The sequence below is a fragment of the Carboxydocella sp. ULO1 genome (genome assembly GCF_002049255.1).
Classification (GTDB): Bacteria; Bacillota.
Genome location: NZ_BDLQ01000138.1, coordinates 1 through 330 on the forward strand (window position 1 = coordinate 1; position 330 = coordinate 330).

1 protein-coding gene is annotated in these 330 nt (G+C 37.6%); it reads right to left on the minus strand.

Features of this window, described 5'->3' with window-relative positions; all coding sequences use genetic code 11:
• Nucleotides 1–330: transposase zinc-binding domain-containing protein (locus ULO1_RS14030; RefSeq protein ID WP_200806978.1), on the minus strand; the 330-nt coding region annotated here is incomplete at both ends.

Sequence of the window (330 nt, forward strand, 5' to 3'; positions counted from 1 at the left end):
AAGTCCCTTCCAAAGGTATGTATTACTGCTATTGCCCCGACTTCATACCCTCTTTTCCTGCCTTTCTCACGATACCAATACTGAATTACTTCTGCTGCTTTATCACTCAGGTCTTTTAGCCAATCTCGGTTACGGTAAAACATCACCCTTAATTCTTCTGGAACGGTAAATACCATATATCTGTGTCCTATTTCTAATATCCGTTCTGTTTGTTTTTCTGCCCACTTTTCTATATAAACTTTTCCACATCGATTACAAAATCTACTCTTACATGTAAATGCTACTTTCTTTTTCTCGCTCCCGGTACAATTAGTACATATGTATTCTGCA